Origin of the sequence: Aeromonas simiae, assembly GCF_014892695.1 — a bacterium.
In the GTDB taxonomy this organism is placed as follows: domain Bacteria; phylum Pseudomonadota; class Gammaproteobacteria; order Enterobacterales; family Aeromonadaceae; genus Aeromonas; species Aeromonas simiae.
This window is the reverse complement of record NZ_CP040449.1, coordinates 2,807,739-2,822,306: the sequence shown is the minus strand read 5'-3', so window position 1 is coordinate 2,822,306 and position 14,568 is coordinate 2,807,739. Positions and strand designations below refer to the sequence as shown.

The following is a 14,568-nucleotide window of genomic DNA, read 5'->3' as shown; positions in this document are numbered from 1 at the left end:
CCTCACTCCAAGATGCCTTGTCATCGCTCCCGTTGGCAAGTGGCTCAAATCACCAGCGCGAGGCTCATCAACATCAGGCCGAGGGCGGCAAAGCCCCCCTCCTTGATGGCCAGACGCGGCACTAGCGCCTTGGGCAGGGCGGGGAACAGGGAGAGAGCAAAGCCCAGCCCCGGCATCAACCAGTGCAGTGCGGGGTTGCGCAACAGCGGATCGAGGGTGTTGTTGGCCACGATAAGCAGAATAAAAAGGGTGAAGGCTGGCAGCACGCACCAGCGGGCACCGCCGGCGGCCATGGCCCGCAGCGGCGCGATCCGCCACAGCAACATGGCGACCAGAAACAGGCCGAGCGGGGCCAGCAGGAAGAGGGAGGGGGTGGACATGTGCGATCTCCAAAGGGATGGTGGGGCTCCTGCCTGGGTCAGGGGAGGGAAGCGCCGGCGTCAGGGGCAAATGCCTAACCGAGCCAGTACCACAGCAGGAAGGCGCCCCAGCTGGCGGCCAGCAGCAGCCAAGGGAGCGGATGCTGGCGCGTTTCGATCAATAGCTCGCCCGCAGGCACCTCTTCATTGGTGTCGTTCTGGGCATGGCTGGTCTTGGCTTTGGCCTGCTGTTTCTTGTGGCGGGAAAGCTCGCGCGCCTTGGCCTTCTGCTGCTTTTTGAACTCTTCTATCCCCTTCTGAATCCCTTGGGCGATCAGTTGGGTCTGCTCCTTGGTCTGGCCCGGCTTCTGGTTGGCACGGGCGAGGCGCTGCGCCTCCTGTTGGCTCTCGGGGGAGGGTTTTTGGTAATTGGCCATATCGGGCTCCATCGATGGGGAGGAAATTGTGCGAAAATCCGCAGCAAAAGGCCAGATATGCTGCTCTTTTAGCTTATTGTCATATAAAACAATCAGTTGTGATGCGTGAGACAGATCACAATTATTCCGTTCAAGGGCGTGCTGATATCAGATGGTGACCGGGGACTGTTATAGTGGGTCAACTGAGTCTGGGCGGCTCGAACAATAACAAAAGGGTGCAGAGGAAGATGAAACGACGATGGAAAGGGGCAGTGGCCCTGGCGCTATTGATGCTACTTAGCGGCTGTCACGCATCGAGAAACGAGAGTGCCACAGCGTGCCGTGAGCAGGTGTGTAAGCTCACCGTGCTGCATACCAACGATACCCATGGGCGCTTTTGGCACAACAGTGACGGCGAATATGGCATGGCGGCGCAAAAGACGCTGGTGGAGCGGCTGCGGGCCGAGGCCAGGGCCGCCGGCAGCAGTGTGTTGTTGCTCTCGGGCGGTGACGTCAACACCGGGGTGCCCGAGTCTGACCTGCAAGATGCCGAGCCCGATTTCGTGGCGATGAACAGCATCCGCTACGACGCCATGGCGGTGGGCAATCACGAGTTCGACAACCCGCTCGCGGTGCTGGAGAAGCAGCGCAAGTGGGCCCAGTTCCCCATGCTGTCGGCCAACATCTACGATAAGGCCAGCGGCAAGCACTACTTCGATCCCTACAAGATCTTCACCCTGCAAGATGGCCTCAGGGTCGCCGTGGTCGGGCTGACCACGGAAGACACGGCCCAACTGGTCGACCCGGATAACGTCAAGACCCTGGCGTTTCGCGACCCCACCACAGAGGCGGCGGCCCAGATCCGGCAGATCCGCGCCGGCAAGCAGGCCGATCTGGTGCTGGCCATCACCCACATGGGCCACTATGCCGACGGCCAACATGGCAGCAATGCGCCGGGCGACGTGGAGATGGCCCGCGCCCTGCCGGCCGGTTATCTGGACGCCATCATAGGTGGCCACTCCCAGAACCCGGTGTGCATGGAGCCCACCCTAGGGAACCGGTATGCCGACTTCCAGCCGGGTGACGACTGCCTACCGGATCAGCAGAACGGCACCTGGATCATGCAGGCCCACGAGTGGGGCAAGTACGTGGGGCGTGCCCAGTTTGATTATCAAAACGGCAAGCTCACCCTCACCCGCTATGAGCTGATCCCAGTCAACCTGGTCAAGCGGGATGCCACGAACTCAGTCATCAAGGATAGGGAGGGCAAGGCCCGGTTCGTGCAAGAGGAGATCGTCAAGGACCCGGTGCTCTACCGCACTCTCGAAGCCTATCAGGCCAAGGGGGAGGAGGAGCTGGGGGGCGTGATCGCCGCCAGCGACGGGGTGCTGGTGGGGGAGCGTAGCGACGTGCGAAGCCGCCAGACCAACCTGGGGCGCCTCATCACCACCGCCAGCGTCGAGAAACTCGGGGCCGATTTTGGCATCGTCAACTCGGGTGGGGTGCGCGCCTCCATTGCGGCCGGCGACATTCGTTACCGCGACGTGCTGACCGTGCACCCGTTTGGCAACACGGTCAACAAGGCGACCATGCAAGGGAGCGAGCTGGAACACTACCTGGCCAAGATCGCGACGCGCGCGGCGACGGGCAAGGACGGAGGCTATCCGCAGTTTGGCGGCATCGAGATGCAGGTCGACTGCCAGGCCAAGCGCGTGACCATCCACGCCATCGGTGGCAAGCCCTTTGATGCCGAGGCCCGCTACAGCTTCTCTATCCCAAGCTTTAGCGCCGCAGGGGGTGACGGCTATCCGGTCATCAGTACCCTCAATGCCGGGCTGGTTGATGCCGGCGTGCTGAAAGATTACCTGCTGGCCAGAAAGCGCCTCCACGTCGCTGACTATGAGCCGGCCGGCGAGGTGAGCTTTATCCATAGCGCGAGCACAACCGGCTGCGAGTAAGCGACTCGAGCGATCAACAAAGCCCGGCATCCGCCGGGCTTTGTTTATCCGTGTAGCAGGGCGGAGAGCGTGACCAGCCCGGCGGCCAATGGCAGGAGCGGCACCTTCATCGCCCGCAGGGCAAACCATCCCAGAGCGGCGAGAGCCAGATCTGGGGCTGCGCGCACTGCGCTGGTAAAGACCGGCTGGTAGAGGGCGGCCAGCAGTAATCCGACGACCGAGGCGTTCAGTGCGGCGCTGGCAGCGCGCCAGCGTGGTCGGGACAATAGCCCGTGCCAAAGTGGCGCCAGTGCCAGCAGCAACAAAAAGCCGGGCAGGAAGACGCCGAGGGTGGCGAGCAGGGCACCAAGCCAGGGATGGACGGGGTTGGCCAGAGCGCCGAGGTAGCTGGCCAGGGTGAACATGGGGCCCGGCACCAGTTGGGCCAGGGCATAGCCGCTGAGAAACTGGGCTTCTCCCAGTTGGCTCCCCACCGTCTGCTGTAGCAGGGGCAGCACCACGTGGCCGCCGCCGAAGACCAGTGAGCCGGTGAGATAGAAGTCGGCAAACAGCTGCTGACCCAGCAGGGGCGGCAGCAGAAGCAGCAAGAAGAAGGCGGCCAGCCAGCCCCAGGCCGGTGCGCCTGGAGTGTGGGGGCCGGGTTCGGCGCTGGCCCGCCAGCCACCCACGAGGGCACAGAGCAGCAACATAGCGAACTGAGTCACAAGACCGGGCAGCAGCCAGAGCAGGGCGGCGGTCATCACCATGCAGCCCTGATGCAGAAGGGTGGTGCAGAACTGGCGTCCCATGGCGAGCACCGCATCCATCACCACCACTAAGGCCAGCAGCTTGAGGCCATGTACCAGCAGTGGAAACCAGGCCTGCTCCAGCAGCGCACCGCCCAGCAGGGCGAGGCTCACCATCAAGATAAAAGAGGGGAGGGTGAAGCCGATGAAGGCGGCCAGGGCTCCGGGCAGGCCGGCCCGCTGTCGGCCGATGGCAAAACCGAGCTGGCTCGAGGCAGGGCCGGGTAGAAACTGGCACAGGGCCAGTTGGTGGGCAAACTGCTCCTGGCTCAACCAGCCGAGGCGCTCGACGAAGGTCTGGCGAAACAGCCCGATGTGCGCTGCCGGGCCACCAAAACCGAGGCAGCCCAGCCAGAGAAAGCGAAAGAAGATGGGGAGCATGTCCGCTCCTGTGCGGGTGACGATGGGGCCCATGATAGCGATACCATATGACAAACGCAGTACAACATTTTCATATATTTACTCACCAATGCTTTCTTATTTGTTACCTTTCCGGGAGGGGAGGTAATTGGCGTTGTTGCTTAAATCTGCCCGTGAGTGACGGTGGTATCCCAATATCTTCTGCCAGTGCGCCAGTCCGTCCTTTCGCATCACCTCATTTCTTTGGGGGCCTTTTTTCCATCCTTTTTCCAGAACCCCGCGTTCTTGCGAGGTGAAATACAGGCTATCGCCTCTTTGCGTACAGCCAACAGATGGCTGGTCTTGTGGTCATCGATGCCATCGGCGTAAACCTGTCCCAGATTGCGTTACACTCGCCGTTTCTCGGCTCCGTATTTTCTGACTTTCCACTCGCCTTCACCAAACGCCTTCAGGCCGGTCGTGTCGATAACCCGGTCGGTGATTCGTCCCTTGGGGGCGGCCGATAGGCCACTGTTACCGTGCGTGCCCGCTTGTTGACACAAGGGTAATCGGGAACATAAAGCGGTACGTTCATCAATTCGAACAGGGAGTCGAGTAGCCCGAAGAGTGAGACGGACAGTTCCCTTTGGTATTAGGAAGGTAAGAGGGGCTAGCGGGTTGCGGCCCTGTGCCCATGATGACCGTGGGGGGACTCGCTGTTCATGGTGACGGCATCAACCCAGAAGGTGGGAGAGCCACGGTTAATCAGAGACGGGTTGTATTGAGGTCAGTTGGTGATGGAGTAACACGCCTTGCCCATGAATGCTGACATTAAGGGGGGAACCAGATCCCCACCACCTCAGCTCGCTTCCTTCAAGCGGCGTTGTTTCCCAAATCAGCCAGCAAGTCATGACGTTCCCAGCCCAGGGTGAGCGCTACACTCGGGGCTTTCTGACAGGTAGGCCAAGGGTATTCAGTTTGTTCATCGCACACACGTAGGCCATGACCTCTCCCACTTGACCGTTGTAGTTACGCAGACTGATTTTCCCCGTCAGCAACTGTTTGAACCGGTACATCGCCGTCTCTGCCAGCGAGCGACGGTGATACCCCGATATCTTCTTCCAGTGCGCCAACCCTTCCTTGCGCATCACCAGCACAGCCTCATTTCTTGGATGCCCCTTTTTCCAGAGCCCCGCACTCTTGCGAGGCGGGATACAGGCTATCGCCCCTTTGCGCGAGATAAGCTGATGGCTGGCCTTGCTGTCATAGGCGCCATCTGCATAAACACGCCCCAGCTTACGCCGCAGAGGGTTAAGCAAGGTGGGCAACACCTCAGCATCATGGACATTTTCCAGCGAGACTTCCGCCGCCACGATATCGTGGCTCACCGGGTCTACCGCCAGATGCAACTTGCGCCACACTCGCCGCTTCTCAGCGCCATGTTTTCTAACCTTCCACTCGCCTTCGCCAAACACCTTCAGGCCAGTCGAGTCGATAACCAGGTCGGTGATGCGCCCCTTGCTGGGCTGCCGATAGGTCACGGTCACCGTGCGGGCCCGCTTGCTGACACAGCTATAGTCCGGTGCGCACAACGGCACATTCATCAACTCGAACAGGGAGTCGAATAGTCCCTGAGTAGCCCGCAGAGTGAGGTTGAAAATTCCCTTGAGCATCAGGAAGGTACAGATGGTCTGGTCAGTGTAAAGCTGGCTGCGGCCCCGCCGCCCATGATGGTCGTGGTAGAGCCAGTTGTTCATGACTTCGGCATCAACCCAGAAGGTGAGTGAACCTCGGTTAATCAAAGACTTGTTGTATTTAGGCCAATTGGTGATGGGGTGAAGCGACTTGCCCATAATGCAGACTTGAAGAGGATGGTGGTGATCAGATCACCAAGTCCTCTGTTAGTTCCATTCAAGCTGCATCGATTTGGGAAACAACGCCCCTTCAAGCGGTATCGATTTGGGCTGCGACGTCCTCCTCATGATGAAGAGAGGTAACATGCTCCGGCGAGCCAGGCGGCTATGCCTTGACGGCTGGCATCGAAATGGGGTTCAGGAAGAGCATGTGGGCTGACCCAGTACCATCCCTCACACTTTTCCGGCTCGCATAAGCGGGGCTCACCAGTGACGCGTGCATGCAGAATGACTGAAACATAGTGCAATCCACTCTCTTGCCACGTCTCGAGGTTGTTGGTGATGGCCACGACCCTCGGCCTGTTGATGCAAAAGCCGGTCTCTTCCTCTACTTCGCGGATGGCTGCACTCTCGAAGGTTTCGCCAAGCTCCAGATGCCCACCGGCGATTGACCAGTAGGGAGCATGACTCCCTTTGCGTTTGCCCACTAGGATCTCCCCTTTGGCGTTCTCGAGTATCACTCCGACACCCACCCGTGGATAGTTCATTGCCCCCTCCTTATTGTGCGGGGAGTATCTTGGCCGAGCGGCGCAGCCATTACAAGCCAGAGATGGGGCAAGAGATAGGGGATTACTGCGGTGATGCCGAGCCCTCGTTTTATTAATGAGGCGGCGCTGCCGGATGATCTCTATCCAAAACAAGCGGCCTCTGTGCAGGAGGGACTAGGTTACCACGAGGGTGGAAAGTAAGAGGGCGTGTTCAAAGGATGAGGGGCGCTGAATAAGGGGCGAGTCGAGTCTTATTGTTGCCTATTTTGATGCAGCAGGCGGGTATGGTTATACGGGTTATATTGTGGTGAGTTAGGTGATTGGTACGTTATCGAAGAAGAGCGTCATTTTGTGCGGTGAAACTCATATTAGTGATGAGTCCGCAGGGAGAGATCAGAGAAATTGGAGGCAGCATTATTTAGGGTGTAATTGCTCAGTAGCCACTGATACATGCCTTCGGTGCTCAAAAGACCGGTGACATTTTTCCATGTGGTGCGTTTATGGTTTTCGGTGTTGGGTGCAGTGGAATAACAAATCCACTTATCGCTATTGGGGGCGGTATGTTTGGATACACAGAGTTCGGGGTCGATATTAAAAAGCATGGATTGTACCTATATGGAAATAATATGAAGGGGTAATGGTGGACGAGGAGGGAATAAAATGTGGAAAGAGGGTAAGACGTGATGCTTACCCCACTTATGATTAGTCAATGGTGCTGACGCTGACGGCGTTCTCGCCCTTTTGAGTATTCTCGATAGAGAAGCTCACACGTTGACCATCATACAAGCTGCGGTGTCCATCGCCTTGAAGGGCGCTGAAATGGACGAACAGATCTTTGCCACCCTGATCGGGAGTAATGAAACCATAGCCTTTATCGGCATTAAACCATTTAACAGAGCCAGTAATCTTAGACATATAAGAACCTTGAATAATAGGGGGGAGTGCTGCTAATGCAGCTAAAAATAACAGGTGGGAGATGCTCAGGAGGACTCACTGGGGTGTGTGAGTTCAGGGAGGGACTGCAACTTGTTACTAAGTACCTTCATGGCTGAAGGTGTCCGGCTAAGGTACGTGGTTGTTCCATGAAAAGCAATGGATATTTTAAAAATGATAGACGGCTAAATGGCTAATCCTGATTAGTCTATTTCACTGCTTTTTTATTCATTATGAAACCTAGTTGCTGGCGCGGCGTCTTTGATGTTCGTGAAATGGTTGATGGCAGTGCTGTGATTAAAATAAATCGGATAATAACCGCGTTAGAAGATAGTGGGCTCATGGTTAAAGGGGGCCGAAATCGGTGGCGCGCACCTGAGCGGCACCAAGTTCAAGCATGCGTAATAAAAGAGGCCGTTCATTGAGTCAATGGCCGAAGTGGAAAGAGATTGCCAGTGCCGCATTACTGCGCCCCGAGCGTTGCGAAGGGGGGTCAATCATCGCTCAGCTCGTAGAACCGGGTGGGGTCTGCCTTGAGCATGGCCAGCAGCTCGGCTGAGCGACCCGTAGGTCTGCGCTGATTGCTTTCCCAGCTTTTGACGGTGTTGAGACTGACTCCGATCCCAATGGAGAACTCCTGCTGAGAGAGATTGAGCGCTGCCCGTATCGCTTTGATCTCCTCTGACTCAGGCCGGCTGAGTCTGGGGTAGACCTCCTGGGGTTGGCGCTCCTCTGCGATCTCTTCTGTGGTGGGCTGGCGGCGCTGCACTGGGTTCATGATGTCAGATCTCTGTGAGGTGATGATGTCACGGCCTAGCTCTCCCCTGGGTTTAACGATGCCGATGGTGTGGATCGGCTCCGGGCGGAGAGACGCGGGTTAGTGTTCCAGGCTGCTCTTTATCATCATCGATTGAAAACCCGGTAGTTCGTCGCGATCGAGATGCAGATTGCTCTCGAGTAATTCGAGGATCTGTGCGTCGATATTTTCATCGAATTTTCTGGCAAACAAGCTGGTGCTCTTGAGCAAGCGGTTCGCATCATCGAGGGTAAAGACCCGATTGCGCAGGCGTACATTGCCATACATGATCCAGTCCACCTCCCGTTTACAGTCGTTGACGATGCCTCCTTCGTAGCTGGTGTTCATCAGTACGGTGGGGAAAAATCCCTCCTCGGCCACCAGTGTATTGCGATAGAAATTTCGAATCATTTCGACTTCGACGCTGTGCGTTACGAACTCACAGAAGTGTCTGGCCAGGATCATCCACGGAGAGCTGATGTAGGGAACGGTGGCTGGCAGGAAGGGGCGCAGTGTCTTTCGTGCCACCGGCTCCCCTGTGAGCGCCTGATGGGTGACGAAGTGATGCAGGCGGTGCAGCGTGGAGGGACGATCTTTGCGCTGATCCTCGATGCTGAGAAAGCTATCGCCCGCGTGTTGTTGCAGCAGCTCCATGATGGTGCTTTGGGTATGCAGGGGAAAATCCTGCCCACTGAGATTGATAAAGAACTGCCAGTCGCTGGATTTTTCCAGTAGCTCCTTTATTCCCCTGAGCATCACATGAACCAAGCTATAGCCGCCCCACGTGGTGACCTCGCTCTCCATCAGAAAGGCGTTGGGGTAATGCTTGATGATAAGGGCGACATCTTGCAACACGAGTGGCGAGGCGCGCTTGTCGACGTGGATCGCATAGAGGTTGTCTTGGTGGTAGATGGACTTGAACAGGCGGGCAAACTGGCTCGGCTGCTGGTGCATCATGATCAGATAGGCAATCATGGTTAACCCTCTGGGGAGCACTGGGCGACACGGCGAGGTGTTATCAGGTAGGAAGAAGCCTGGGCCTTAATCACCATCACAGAGATGCCCAATGTTCATGTGTTCGGCTGTATCAGGCTGATACAGAGGGGATTCGTTAGGGCGTCTTTACGTCCCTGCGAGGGAGTGGCGGGTTGTGAGCGATGACAAACACCCTATCACTGGGAGCGGATAATAGCCCGATAAATGGTTTTTTTTTGCGCAATATTGCCGCATGAGGCGGCGCATGTCATCGAGCCAATGTGCGCCGGTATGCACTTCGCAAGCGACTGGCATCTCCTCTGGCGGTTAGGCGTTCCATGGGCTCATCCCACGAGCTTCTTCTGTTGTCTCGGTGAGAGGGGCACGGCGTCCTCATTGAACACTCACGCTAAAGGGCTGTGACTGACCTTGTGATATCTCCATCTGTCCCGCTATCTGGCGGCGCTGATGTTGGCGCGCTTTTCCTGCCAAAGAGGTGCAATTCACGCTAAACTACGCCGCTGCGTTGGCCGGCGCGGAGAAAGAGGATGAGGGGGCTGCGGGATCTTCTCTTGGCGTACCGTGTTTTTCCGTTTGCTAGGCCCTTCATATTGCCCCTATAACCCCCACGCATTCGCAGTGGCTATGGGGGAGTCGATAGCGTTAAAACAGGTTGAAAACGGTTAAGCATGGCTCAAGAACAGAACACCGAAAAACAAGGCGAACCCCAGCAACATCACGGCCTGTCGGGGACGATGGGGACTCAGCGATTCTCGATTGCCCCCATGCTGGACTGGACTGACCGCCACTGCCGCTATTTTCACCGCCTGATGAGCAAAAACATCCTGCTCTATACCGAGATGGTGACCACGGGGGCCATCATCCACGGCAAGGGGGACTACCTTGGCTACAACGAGGAAGAGCATCCGCTGGCGCTGCAACTCGGTGGCAGCAACCCGGCCGATCTGGCCCGCTGTGCCAAGTTGGCTCAGGAGCGCGGCTACGACGAGGTGAATCTCAACGTGGGTTGCCCCTCGGATCGGGTGCAGAACGGTCGCTTCGGTGCCTGCCTGATGGGCGAGCCGGCGCTGGTGGCCGACTGCGTCAAGGCGATGCGCGATGTGGTGAGCATTCCGGTGACGGTGAAGACCCGTATCGGCATCGACGATCACGACTCCTACGAATTTCTGCAAGCCTTCATCGAGCAGGTGCGTGACGCCGGTTGCGATACCTTCATCGTGCATGCCCGCAAGGCATGGCTGAGCGGCCTGAGTCCGAAAGAGAACCGCGAGGTGCCGCCGCTCGATTATCCGCGCGTCTATCGCCTCAAGCGCGACTACCCGGCACTCACCATCGCCATCAACGGGGGGATCACCTCGCTGGAGCAGGCCCAGGCGCATCTTGCCGAGGTGGATGGGGTCATGGTGGGGCGCGAGGCCTACCAGAATCCCTACATCCTGAGCCAGGTCGATAGCCTCATCTTTGGTGAAGAGGCCGCACCACTGAGCCGTCACGAGATAGTCCGGCGCATGCTGCCCTACATAGAGCAGGAGCTGGCCAAGGGGAACTACCTCTCCCACGTCACCCGTCACATGCTGGGGCTGTTCCAGAATCTGCCGGGGGCGCGCGGCTGGCGCCGCCACCTGAGCGAGAATGCCACCAAGCCGGGGGCCGGCATTCAGGTGCTGCTCGATGCCATGGCCAAGGTGCCAGAGCACTGGCAGCCGCGTGAGGCGGTGGAGTGAGCATGAGCGGCGCGCCTTCGGGCGCGCCGTTTGTTTTTAGGGGGCGTCGCTGTCGCTGAAGTCGTGGATCTCGCCTTTGCGAGCATTAAAGCGGGGATCGCTGTCATCGAGCGTGGCGAGCTGGGCGACCAGCGCGCAGAATCCTTCGCCCTGTTCGAGTTGCTCGCGGGCAAGGTCGATGGCCCGCTCGGCCCGGCGACGCTCTATCTTATCGAGCGCCCGGTTGCTGAACTGTTGCTGCCGCTCCAGCGTCCAGGCGGCAAACTGTTGCTGGCACTGCTGCTCACTTGGGGCGTCGGCCTGAGCGCTCACCGACCACAGCAGTAAGGGCGCGACCAGTATGGAGACCCTCTTCATCAGTGGGCGACCAGATAGAGCTGGCGGCTATAGGCGACATCTTCCGGATTGTCGATGGGATAGCCGCGCAGCCAAGGTTTGATGAGGCGCGCATTGGTGTACTGGTAGATGGGGGCGATGGGCATCTGTTCGCTCAGTTGCTCCTCGGCCTGATTGAACAGGGCCGAGCGGGCGGCGCCGTGGCTCTGCTCGGCCCGGGCCAGCAGGGCGTCGTAGGCGGCGTCGGAGAAGCCGGTCATGTTGCCACTGTGGCCGCTCTGCCACAGGCCGAGGAAGGCGGAAGGATCGTTATAGTCCGCCACCCAAGAGGAGCGGATCACCTCGAAGTCACCGCTGCTGCGGCTGTCGAGGTAGCTCTTCCACTCCTGGTTGGTGAGAAGAACCTTCACCCCGAGTTTTTGCTTCCACATGCTGGCCACCGCCAGCGCCATCTTCTTGTGAACCTCGGCGGTGTTGTAGAGCAGCGACAGGGTGAGCGGCCGCTCCGGGCCGTAACCGGCCTCTTTGAGCAGCGCTTTAGCCTCGGCATCTAGGCTGGCCTGCGCCGTCTCGCTCAGGTGGTTGCCGGCCGGCACGAAGCCACGGGTCACGTCGGGGGTAAAGCGATAGGCAGGGCGCTCGCCACTGCCGAGCACCTTGTCGGCGATCAGTTGGCGATCGATGGCATAGGAGAGGGCACGGCGCACCCGAACATCATTGAGCGGGGCCCGCTTGGTGTTGAAGGCGTAGTAGTAGGTGCCAAGCTGGGGCGGAGTGAACACCTCACCCGGCAGTTGGCGCAGCAGCTTGCCGTACTGCTCTTTGGGAAATGACTCGGTGATGTGCAGATCGCCGGCCAGGTAGCGGGCGGTGGCGGCGCTCTCCTGATTGATAGGCACGAAGCTGACCTTCGTCAGCACCGTATGGGCCCGATCCCAATAGTGGGGATTAGCGCTGAGCTCGATGCGCTCGTTGACCACCCGCTTGCTCAACACGAAGGCGCCGTTGCCGACTAGCTTGCCGGGCTGGGTCCACTGATTGCCATGGCGCGTTATGCTGGCGCGGTGCAGCGGAAACAGGCTGGGGTGGGTGAGCAGGTTGAGCAGATAGGGCACTGGGCGCGCCAGGGTGAGGCGCAGGGTGTGCTCATCCAGGGCGCTGACGCCGAGCTGCTCGGGTGGCAGCTCTCCGGCCAGGATGGCGTCGGCGTTGGCGAAGGCCGCCAGTTTGGCAAACCAGGCGAAGGTGGCCGCTTCCTTGGGGTCGACCAAGCGGCGCCAAGCATAGACGAAATCCTGGGCGGTGACTGGCTCCCCCGTCGACCAGCGCGCCTCGGGGCGCAGGAAGAAGGTGTAGTGCAGCGGATCGTCCTGCTGCCAGCGCAGCGCCACGGCGGGCTCGGGCTCCCCGGCGGCATTTTGGGTCACGAGTCCCTCGAACAGATCGCGCACCACCTGAATTTCAGGCAGCCCGACCAGCTTGAGCGGATCTAGCGTTGCCGGCTCGTCCTTGAGGTGGCGCACCACCTCCTGCTGGGCCGCGAGTGGGGTGCCAGCGGGCACGTCAGCCGCCTTGGCCAGGGGCAGGGTGCAGAGCAGCAAGAGGGGGAGCCATCCTTTCATGGAGTCAGCCTTTCGGGTCGGGAAAATGGGGTCGGCTGGCATGATAGCGCACCGCTTGCGCGCGGGAAAAGCCCAGTGCCCAAGGGAGCGGCGAGCAAAGGTGACAGGCGATCGCATCGCCATTCCCGTGCAAATGGTGTTGTTGATATTTGTTCTCATTTAGGGATCAATAACGCCATTATTCAGGGAGAGACGACCATGAACCATCTGCACTGGCAGGAGTACATGCTGGAGGCTCAGTTAGCCTATGAGAAGGGGGCGTTCGGCACGGCGGTGAGCCTGTATCAGCGCGCCCTTGAGGTGGCGCTTGAGCCCGATGATCGGCTCGAGCTGGCGGAGCAGGCCACCATGCAGGTGGCCACCTGTCACCGCCTGGCGGGCTTTTGGCGTGAGATGGCAGAGCCTGCCTTTGAGCTGCGCTACCTCAAGCTTGCCTCCGAGCTGGTCACCGCGCTGGTGCCCCAGTGTCCGAACCGACAGTGCGAGGCGCTGATCGACGAGCTGGGCTGCTGCCGCGCCGCCCTGCTCGCCTTCCTCAAGCGCCATCCCAACCCCGAGATTGCCCGCCTCATCCAGACCCAGGATCGGGTGCAGGGCTGTGAGCTGATCGGCCGCTTCCGGCTGAACTAGCGGCGTCCCAGTTTGGCGGCGATGCGGGTCTGTGCCTCGTCCCCTTGCAGCGCCATGGCAAAGGCCCTGGCCTCGGTGTCGATGGTGAAGTGCACCGCCTGGCGCAGCTCCTGCTTGAGCAGCGCCTTGCTCTGTTGCAGGGCGCGCGGCGGCTTGGTGGCTAACTTGGCGGCGAGGGTGGCGGCCTCCTGGAGCAGGGCTTGGGCCGGCACGACTCGATTGGCCAGCCCCATCGCCAGCGCCTGTTGGGCATCGAAGGGCTCGCCGAGCAGCAGCAGCTCGCTGGCCCGCAGGTGCCCCACCGCCCGTGGCAGCAACAGGCTGGAGGCAAATTCAGGCACTAGGCCCAGATCGATAAAGGGCAGGCAGAGGCGGGTGTTGTCGGCCAGACAGACCAGATCGCAGTGCAGCAGCAGGGTGGTGCCGATGCCGACGGCCGCCCCCGCGGCGGCAGCCACCACCGGCTTGGGAAAGCCCGCCAGGGTGTGCAGGAAGCGCAGGACGGGGTCATCCTCGCTCAGGCTCTGCTTGCCGATGAAATCCCCCAGATCGTTGCCGGCGGTGAAGCACTCCTCGCTCCCTTGCAGCAGGACGACCCGCACCGCGTCATCATGGGCCGCTGTCGCCAGTGCCTCGGCCAGCGTCTGATACATGGCGCTGTTGAGGGCGTTACGCTTGGCCGCGCGATCCAGGGTCAGGGTCAGTACGCCATCCTGGCACTGCTGGCGGATTGCTTGCTCCATCTCTCACTCCTTGTTGTCCGGGGCTGATTCAAGATTCCAGCAGGGGTAAGCTTGGCTGGTTGAAGTCACACCATCATAAAAGGTCGTCAACCATGTTCAAACAATTGTTTTACACCCTGCTCGTGTTGCTGCTCGCCTTGCCGGCGCAGGCCAAGGTTTCGGTTGAGGAGGGGTATGTACGCCTGCTGCCGCCGGGCACGCCGAACACGGCGGCCTTCATGACCCTCAGCAATGAGGCGGACAAGCCGGTGCGGCTGGTGGCGGCCGCCTCTTCGGCGGCGGCGCGCGTCGAGCTGCATACCCATCTCAACGACAAGGGAGTCATGCGGATGCGTCAGGTCGCCCATATCGAGGTGCCGGCAGGCGGCCATGTGCAACTGCAACCGGGGGGGCTGCATGTGATGCTGTTTGACGTGATGCCGCTGAGCGCTGATGCCCGCGTTCCACTGACCCTGACCTTCGATGACGGCCACTCTTTGAGCCTCTCTTTACCCGTGCGAGAGGTTGCTCCGTCACGCGGACATTAATCG

15 protein-coding genes and 1 pseudogene are annotated in these 14,568 nt (G+C 59.7%); 4 read left to right on the top strand and 12 right to left on the bottom strand.

What is annotated here, in order from left to right:
• Positions 1–44: 44 nt before the first annotated feature.
• Positions 45–380 (bottom strand): hypothetical protein, encoded by a 336-nt coding sequence (locus FE240_RS13320; RefSeq protein ID WP_193001581.1) that lies wholly within the window; start codon positions 378–380, stop codon positions 45–47.
• Positions 381–454: 74 nt separating this feature from the next.
• On the bottom strand, positions 455–796 hold the full coding sequence (locus FE240_RS13315) for a DUF2956 domain-containing protein (protein ID WP_193001579.1): 342 nt from the start codon (positions 794–796) through the stop codon (positions 455–457).
• Between the two features lie 227 nt (positions 797–1,023).
• Here FE240_RS13315 and ushA point away from each other — a divergent pair, with 227 nt between their 5' ends.
• Entirely contained in the window at positions 1,024–2,733 is a 1,710-nt protein-coding gene (gene ushA, locus FE240_RS13310) for a bifunctional UDP-sugar hydrolase/5'-nucleotidase UshA (protein ID WP_193001577.1), read from the top strand.
• 44 nt (positions 2,734–2,777) lie between these two features.
• Here ushA and chrA read toward each other — a convergent pair whose 3' ends face one another.
• From chrA to FE240_RS13275, 7 genes and pseudogenes are all read right to left on the bottom strand, one after another.
• A complete protein-coding gene (gene chrA, locus FE240_RS13305; RefSeq protein ID WP_193001575.1) occupies positions 2,778–3,899 on the bottom strand; it encodes a chromate efflux transporter in 1,122 nt (373 codons plus the stop codon).
• A 144-nt stretch (positions 3,900–4,043) separates the two neighbouring features.
• Positions 4,044–4,626: pseudogene (locus tag FE240_RS18960) on the bottom strand (transposase); the annotation flags it as partial.
• A 166-nt stretch (positions 4,627–4,792) separates the two neighbouring features.
• The gene (locus tag FE240_RS13295; RefSeq protein WP_193000518.1) at positions 4,793–5,710 is read right to left on the bottom strand and encodes an IS5 family transposase; all 918 of its coding nucleotides are present in this window, start codon (positions 5,708–5,710) and stop codon (positions 4,793–4,795) included.
• 125 nt (positions 5,711–5,835) lie between these two features.
• The gene (locus tag FE240_RS13290; protein ID WP_193001571.1) at positions 5,836–6,258 is read right to left on the bottom strand and encodes a nucleotide triphosphate diphosphatase NUDT15; all 423 of its coding nucleotides are present in this window, start codon (positions 6,256–6,258) and stop codon (positions 5,836–5,838) included.
• Positions 6,259–6,960: 702 nt separating this feature from the next.
• Entirely contained in the window at positions 6,961–7,173 is a 213-nt protein-coding gene (locus FE240_RS13285; RefSeq protein WP_193001569.1) for a cold-shock protein, read from the bottom strand.
• Between the two features lie 511 nt (positions 7,174–7,684).
• Positions 7,685–7,969, bottom strand: coding sequence for a NadS family protein (nadS, locus tag FE240_RS13280; RefSeq protein ID WP_193001567.1), 285 nt, complete (start codon positions 7,967–7,969; stop codon positions 7,685–7,687).
• A gap of 99 nt (positions 7,970–8,068) precedes the next feature.
• Positions 8,069–8,962, bottom strand: coding sequence for a beta-1,6-N-acetylglucosaminyltransferase (locus tag FE240_RS13275; protein ID WP_193001565.1), 894 nt, complete (start codon positions 8,960–8,962; stop codon positions 8,069–8,071).
• A 755-nt stretch (positions 8,963–9,717) separates the two neighbouring features.
• On the opposite strand from FE240_RS13275, the gene dusA reads away from it, so the two are divergent.
• The gene (gene dusA / locus FE240_RS13270) at positions 9,718–10,707 is read left to right on the top strand and encodes a tRNA dihydrouridine(20/20a) synthase DusA (RefSeq protein WP_193004555.1); all 990 of its coding nucleotides are present in this window, start codon (positions 9,718–9,720) and stop codon (positions 10,705–10,707) included.
• A 36-nt stretch (positions 10,708–10,743) separates the two neighbouring features.
• Here the strand turns inward: dusA and FE240_RS13265 are convergent, their stop codons facing one another.
• Positions 10,744–11,064: a hypothetical protein gene (locus FE240_RS13265; RefSeq protein ID WP_193001563.1), complete on the bottom strand. Its 321-nt coding sequence runs from the start codon at positions 11,062–11,064 to the stop codon at positions 10,744–10,746.
• Positions 11,064–12,665 carry a peptide ABC transporter substrate-binding protein gene (locus tag FE240_RS13260; protein ID WP_193001561.1) on the bottom strand — a complete coding sequence of 534 codons (1,602 nt, stop codon included), beginning with the start codon at positions 12,663–12,665 and terminating at the stop codon, positions 11,064–11,066. Before FE240_RS13260 ends, FE240_RS13265 begins: the two co-directional genes overlap by 1 nt.
• A 198-nt stretch (positions 12,666–12,863) precedes the next feature.
• On the opposite strand from FE240_RS13260, the gene FE240_RS13255 reads away from it, so the two are divergent.
• Positions 12,864–13,295: a DUF2753 family protein gene (locus tag FE240_RS13255; protein WP_193001559.1), complete on the top strand. Its 432-nt coding sequence runs from the start codon at positions 12,864–12,866 to the stop codon at positions 13,293–13,295.
• On the opposite strand, the gene FE240_RS13250 is transcribed toward FE240_RS13255, so the two are convergent.
• Entirely contained in the window at positions 13,292–14,038 is a 747-nt protein-coding gene (locus tag FE240_RS13250; protein ID WP_193001557.1) for an enoyl-CoA hydratase-related protein, read from the bottom strand. The genes FE240_RS13255 and FE240_RS13250 overlap by 4 nt on opposite strands.
• 92 nt (positions 14,039–14,130) lie before the next feature.
• On the opposite strand from FE240_RS13250, the gene FE240_RS13245 reads away from it, so the two are divergent.
• On the top strand, positions 14,131–14,565 hold the full coding sequence (locus tag FE240_RS13245; RefSeq protein WP_193001555.1) for a copper chaperone PCu(A)C: 435 nt from the start codon (positions 14,131–14,133) through the stop codon (positions 14,563–14,565).
• Positions 14,566–14,568: the final 3 nt, after the last annotated feature.